The organism is Flavobacterium sp. FPG59 (assembly GCF_002150205.1).
In the GTDB taxonomy this organism is placed as follows: domain Bacteria; phylum Bacteroidota; class Bacteroidia; order Flavobacteriales; family Flavobacteriaceae; genus Flavobacterium.
This window is the reverse complement of the sequence record NZ_MTCA01000190.1, coordinates 1-5,915: the sequence shown is the minus strand read 5'-3', so window position 1 is coordinate 5,915 and position 5,915 is coordinate 1. Positions and strand designations below refer to the sequence as shown.

Annotated in this window: 5 protein-coding genes; 3 read left to right on the top strand and 2 right to left on the bottom strand. The window is 36.0% G+C overall.

Annotated elements, in window-relative coordinates; all coding sequences use genetic code 11:
• Positions 1-392: OmpA family protein (locus FPG59_RS13085; RefSeq protein ID WP_140344660.1), on the top strand; the 392-nt coding region annotated here is incomplete at its 5' end.
• 119 nt (positions 393-511) lie between these two features.
• Here the strand turns inward: FPG59_RS13085 and FPG59_RS13080 are convergent.
• The gene (locus FPG59_RS13080; protein ID WP_086455033.1) at positions 512-1,171 is read right to left on the bottom strand and encodes a hypothetical protein; all 660 of its coding nucleotides are present in this window, start codon (positions 1,169-1,171) and stop codon (positions 512-514) included.
• A gap of 326 nt (positions 1,172-1,497) precedes the next feature.
• Between FPG59_RS13080 and FPG59_RS13075 the strand changes: the two genes are divergently transcribed.
• Positions 1,498-2,772: a Y-family DNA polymerase gene (locus FPG59_RS13075; RefSeq protein ID WP_086455032.1), complete on the top strand. Its 1,275-nt coding sequence runs from the start codon at positions 1,498-1,500 to the stop codon at positions 2,770-2,772.
• The gene (locus FPG59_RS13070) at positions 2,763-3,203 is read left to right on the top strand and encodes a LexA family transcriptional regulator (protein WP_086455031.1); all 441 of its coding nucleotides are present in this window, start codon (positions 2,763-2,765) and stop codon (positions 3,201-3,203) included. The genes FPG59_RS13075 and FPG59_RS13070 overlap by 10 nt, the downstream gene beginning before the upstream one ends.
• 92 nt (positions 3,204-3,295) lie before the next feature.
• On the opposite strand, the gene FPG59_RS13065 is transcribed toward FPG59_RS13070, so the two are convergent.
• Positions 3,296-5,915 (bottom strand): efflux RND transporter permease subunit (locus FPG59_RS13065; protein WP_086455030.1); only part of this gene is annotated, 2,620 nt, incomplete at its 5' end.

The window sequence follows — 5,915 nt, the reverse complement described above, 5'->3', positions numbered from 1 at the left end:
AAGTGGGTACAGACTTAGCTAAGACCTTGGATATACCAATACTTTATTTTGATTTAGACAAGTCATTTATTCGAAAAGATGCGGCATTTGAGCTAGAAAAAGTATTAGCAGTGATGCAACAATACCCAAAGATGACCATCGATATTAGATCCCATACAGATTGCAGACAAACCGTAGCTTACAACCAAGCACTATCTGATAGAAGAGCTAAATCAACGAAAGCATGGTTGATCAAAAACGGTATAGCTGCAAATAGATTAACTGCAAAAGGATACGGTGAATCACAACTTGTAAACGATTGCGGATGTGAACCAACGAACCAATCAAACTGTACAGAGGCACAACATCAAGCCAATAGAAGAAGTGAGTTTATTATTGTATCGATGCAATAAATCTTCTCTAAACAACAAAAATCAAAAAAGGCTATACCGTGATGGATAGCCTTTTTTGTTGGTTGAAAAATTATAAAAAACCATAGAATAATTTCTTCTATGGTTTTAGTTTATAAGTTCTAATTCTTTCTATTGATTACTATAGGAGCATTGTTAGATTTTTGATCTTCAATTTTATTTTTTGAATTAGTAGATCTGTAATAATAAGAATCCTCATCAGAAGAATCTTGATTGTTGCCATAGCCTACAGAGTTTGAATTTTGACCATAGTAGTATGCTTTTCCGCCTTTTACACTACCTATCATATCTATGACCTGTCCTCTGCGATTGTAGATGATTTCTAATCCGCCCACACGCTCTAGAGCAAATCTATTATAAGTCATGTAAACAGATCCTATTCGCTTCACTCGGTCATTAGCATCGTAATTGATAAATACATTACCTACTTGTCTCACGCGACCTAGATTATCATGCTCAATTCTCACTCCATAATTGATAGGACGATTTCTATTAGGTGTTCCATACGTTCTATTGACTCTACTGTTTGAGTTTGCTTTGTAATACATCTCACCGCGAGTTGTTGGTCTGGTATTAAAATCCAATTGACCATCAGGAAATACATAAAAAGCAATGCCTCTTTCTATGAATTCTACAGGTTCGTCATTGTCATAAAGAGAAGACGATTTTATAATTACAGAGAAATCTTTTTTCTCTGTTGCGTTGGCAACACTACCTCCAAATACGAAGATACTAGCAACTAAAAGGGTAATTTTTTTCATGATACTTCTATTTTGAATTTTGCCTACTCTTGAGCTTTTCGGCTTTCGCTTTAACTGTTTAGTTGAATAGGGATATTCAAGTAGTGTGCCAAAAAAAAGTAGCTGAGATCAAGAATTAGTATTTTAAATGCTGTTATCGTAGTTTTAGCGCCATGTAAATTATAGTATATCAATGGTATATAGAATTGATTTTAAACTAAAAATATTTTAAAAAGAGTGGTTATTTTTAATTTTTTAAGAAAACAGAATCAAACTACTTATCAACAGTGCTTAAAATTAACTTCTGTTACGAACACGCTTCAACTGATATTGAGTAATTTTGTAGCATGTATGCACTAGTAGATTGTAATAATTTTTATGCCTCATGCGAACGTGTTTTTCAGCCGAAATTCAACGGGAAACCTGTTGCAATCTTGTCTAATAATGACGGTTGTGTCATTTCACGCAGTAATGAGGCGAAGGCGGTAGGAATAGGAATGGGAGCGCCCGCTTTTCAAATAAAAGAAATTGTAAAACAGCATGATGTGCAATTATTTTCGTCAAATTATGCCTTGTATGGTGATTTGAGTAACCGAGTAATGAAGATTTTGGAGCAGTTTACACCAAATGTAGAGATTTATAGTATTGATGAGGCTTTTTTAAACTTTGATGGATTATCAATTGAGGATTATCACCAGTATGGAATTCAAATGAAGAACCGAGTGCACAAATGGGTTGGTATTCCGGTTTGTATTGGCTTTGCCGAAACCAAAGCATTATCAAAAGTAGCCAATAAAATTGCTAAGAAATTCCAAGATAGAACGCAAGGTGTGTACATTATTGATAGCGAAGAGAAACGAGTAAAAGCGCTTAAATGGACTAAGATTGAAGATGTTTGGGGCATAGGACATCGACTGAATAAGAAAATGAAAACTAGAAATATAGCAACCGCTCTTGACTTTACCGCACCACAACATGAGGCTTGGATAAAGAAAGAAATGGGTGTACTGGGAATGCGTTTAAAGTATGAACTAGAAGGTAAATCAGTATTAGACCTAGAGCCTATTGCTACCCAAAAAAAGAGTATTGCTACTACCAGAAGTTTTCCTAAACAAATTGCGGAGTTTGATTTATTACGAGAGCGTGTAGCGACTTTTGCGGCGCAATGTGCCGAGAAATTACGCAAGCAAAAATCATGTTGTCACACCATAATAGTCATGCTAGTTGTAGACAAACACAGCATACAAACATCTAAATATTATTTTAATTGCGCCGTAACATTGCCTTATGGGTCTAATTCTACATTGACCATTGCCAATGCTGCGATAGCCTTACTTAAAAAGCTTCATGCGGGAAATGAGCATTTAAAATTTAAAAAAGCAGGTGTAATTGTTACTGAACTTATTGATGAAAATAAAAAACAGTTTGATCTTTTTGAGGAAGAAAATCCCAAACACTTGCAACTAATGAAAGTAATTGATGGGTTGAATGCTAAAATAGGCGACAAGAAAATAAAATTAGCCTCACAAAATTTAAGTTTGACCTGGAATATGAAACAAAACCATTTGTCACCTAGATACACCACCAGTTTTAAAGATATACTTGAAATAAAATGCCAGTAAACAAAACATCTAAACTTACTTTTTACTTTCCTGATTTTGAAAGTGAATTACGCATTCCTTTTATAAACGAAGGGGTTTCAGCAGGATTTCCATCGCCAGCCGCTGATTTTATGGAAATGAGTATTGATTTGAACAAACAATTGAGTGAAAACCCGCTGGCTACTTTTTATATTAAGGTCAAAGGAAACTCTATGATTGATGCAGGTATTGATGACAAGGATGTACTTGTTGTTGACCGAAGCTTAGAGCCACAAAATAATAAAATAGCCATTTGTTTTATTGATGGAGAGTTCACCGTAAAGCGAATGAAGGTAGAAAAAGATTGTTTGTATCTCATGCCAGAAAACCCAAATTATCCACCCATAAAAGTCACCGAGGAAAACGAACTCATCATTTGGGGGATTGTTACCTATGTGATTAAAAAGCTGTAGTTACCAAGTAATTTTAATTTTTTGATAAAAAAAACCGACCTGCATCTATCAAGAGCAGGTCGGTTTTGTGTTAAATAAGAATGATCTATTGTTTAGTGCTCACTCACTTCTCTGTGTTCGTAATCAGCAACCATTTCAGCTTCGTAATCTACTTTTTCACCTTTAGAAACTCTGTTTATGATTTTCTCCATAATTTGGTAAATTACAGGAACCACAACAAGCGTTAAGAATAATGAAGATATTAATCCACCAATAATTACCCAAGCCAGTCCGTTTTTCCATTCGGCTCCAGCTCCTGATGCTAATGCAATTGGGAACATACCAAAAACCATGGCAATTGTGGTCATCAAAATAGGACGTAGCCTTGCATGATTGGCTTGAATTAAGGCCGTTCTTACTGTTTCACCAGCTTTACGTCTTTGATTGGTATAATCTACAAGCATGATCGCATTTTTACAAACCAGACCAATAAGCATGATGATACCCAAAATTGTAAAGATGTTCAACGTATTATTGGTCAAAGCCAAAGCCAACATTGCTCCAATAAACGAAAGCGGAATGGCGAACAATACTACAAATGGATGCACAAAACTGTCATATAACGAAACCATTACCAAATAAACCAAAATAATAGCCGCTAATAATGCAATTCCTAACGTTCCAAAACCTTCAGCTTGGTTTTCTTGATCACCACCCCAAATGTAATTTACCCCAACAGGTTTTTTAAGCTTATCAATTTTTTCTTGCCACATTCCCACAATGGTACCAGAAGCAACTCCTACGTTTTGACCTTTTACCGTTACCGATGCTGATTTGTCTCTACGTTCAAGTTGGCTTGGTCCTGAACCTTCGGTTACGGTTGCAAATTGATTCAATTTAATTTGCTGACCCATATCATTGATGAAGATCAAGTTGCTTACATCGGCAATACTTTTTCTATCAAAAGCGTTGTATTTAATGTTGATGTCGTACTCGTATTCACCCGCTCTAAAACGTCCGTCAGTATTTCCGCTAAACGCCGTTTGCATTGTAATACCTACTGTTTGCAGGTTCAACCCAAGAGCTGCCATTTTATCACGATCTACTTTTACGTTCACTTCTGGATTACCGTCTTCTACAGATAATTCAATTTCGGTAGCTCCGGGAATTGTACGTAATTCTTTTTCGGCCGCTTTCGCAAAAAGCATGGCGCTAGCTACATCAGGACCTGTTACAATTAAATTCAAAGTAGCATCTTCGGCAGTACCTAAAATACCAACAGGAACTGTTTTTACCTTGGCACCCACTAAAACTTTTTCTAGTTTACGCTTGGTCTTAGCCGCATATACATTTGCAGGTTCATCACGCTTGTCTAAGCCTACCATTTTCACGTTGATTTCTGCTTTGTAAGCCGTAGCTTGTGAAGCACCTAATCCAGTACTGTTTTGTCCTACAGTTGTAATTTGACTAAAAACATAGGCTTCTTTAGACAAGAAATCTTCGGCTTTTTGAGTCATGAAATTGGTTTGTTCTAATGAAGCATCTTTTGGCATTTCTATTTGAACCAAGAACTCACCACTATCAGAAGCTGCAAAGAATTCAAAGCCAATAAATCCACCACCTAATAAACTAATCATCGATCCAAAAAAGATCACAACTATAATCACTAAGGTTTTTACATAATGATCCAAACACCACTCTAATAATCTAGAAATCCAGTTTGTAAAACGAGTCAAGTAACTTTCAAACCCAAGAATGATTCTTCCAAAAAGGTTTTTACCAGTAATGTGTTCTAATCTACCATATCTTGAAGACAACCAAGGAATAATAGTAAACGATGCTACTAATGACAATAAGGTTGAGATAATTACTGTTACACAAAATTGCGTGATAATGTTTGATACTAAACCTGTACTCATCGCGATAGGTAAAAACACTACCACAATTACCAAGGTGATTGATACTACGGTTCCACCAATTTCGGCAGTACCATCATAAGCCGCTCTCACTTTGTTCTTGCCCATTTCCATGTGCCTATAAATATTCTCGAGGACCACAATGGCATCATCCACCAAGATACCTACTACAAGAGATAATCCCAATAAACTCATTAAGTTTAAGGTGTAGCCCATCAAATAAATTCCGATAAACGTTGCAATTAACGAGGCCGGAATAGAAACCATTACAATCAATGAGTTTCTAATACTGTGCAAGAAAAACAACATTACAAGTGCCACAAGAAGTACCGCAATAAGTAAATCATGCACTACTGCATCAGCCGCTTCAAGTGTAAAAACAGTACTGTCCTTCGCTACTGCAAGTTTTAGACCTACTGGTTTGTAATCCGATTCAAGTTTAGCAATGGTTTTTACCAATTCCTCACTTACCGCAACTGCATTCGCATCAGATTGTTTGATAATCTGTAAAATGATAGCGCTTTTTCGGTTTACACGTGCTACTTTTTCAGTAATTTTTTGACCATCTTGTACATCAGCAATATCGCTAAGACGTACTTGGATACCATTTCTAGAGGAAACAATTAGGTTTCTTAATTCGTCAACGTTTTTGTACTTTCCAGCTAAACGAATTAATATTTTTTGCTCACGAGTTTGAATGTTTCCGGTAGGGAAATCTAAGTTAGAAGCCAGAATATTTTGTTGAACCTGTGGAATAGAAAGTCCGTAGGCTTGCATTTTTACGGCATCCAGATTCACTTGAATTTCACGTTCTTGT

Bases quoted from the DNA above. Each gene is read 5' to 3' on its own strand.
- FPG59_RS13070 (WP_086455031.1), top strand. From the start codon at position 2,763: ATGCCAGTAAACAAAACATCTAAACTTACTTTTTACTTTCCTGATTTT.
- FPG59_RS13080 (WP_086455033.1), bottom strand. From the start codon at position 1,171: ATGAAAAAAATTACCCTTTTAGTTGCTAGTATCTTCGTATTTGGAGGT.
- FPG59_RS13075 (WP_086455032.1), top strand. From the start codon at position 1,498: ATGTATGCACTAGTAGATTGTAATAATTTTTATGCCTCATGCGAACGT.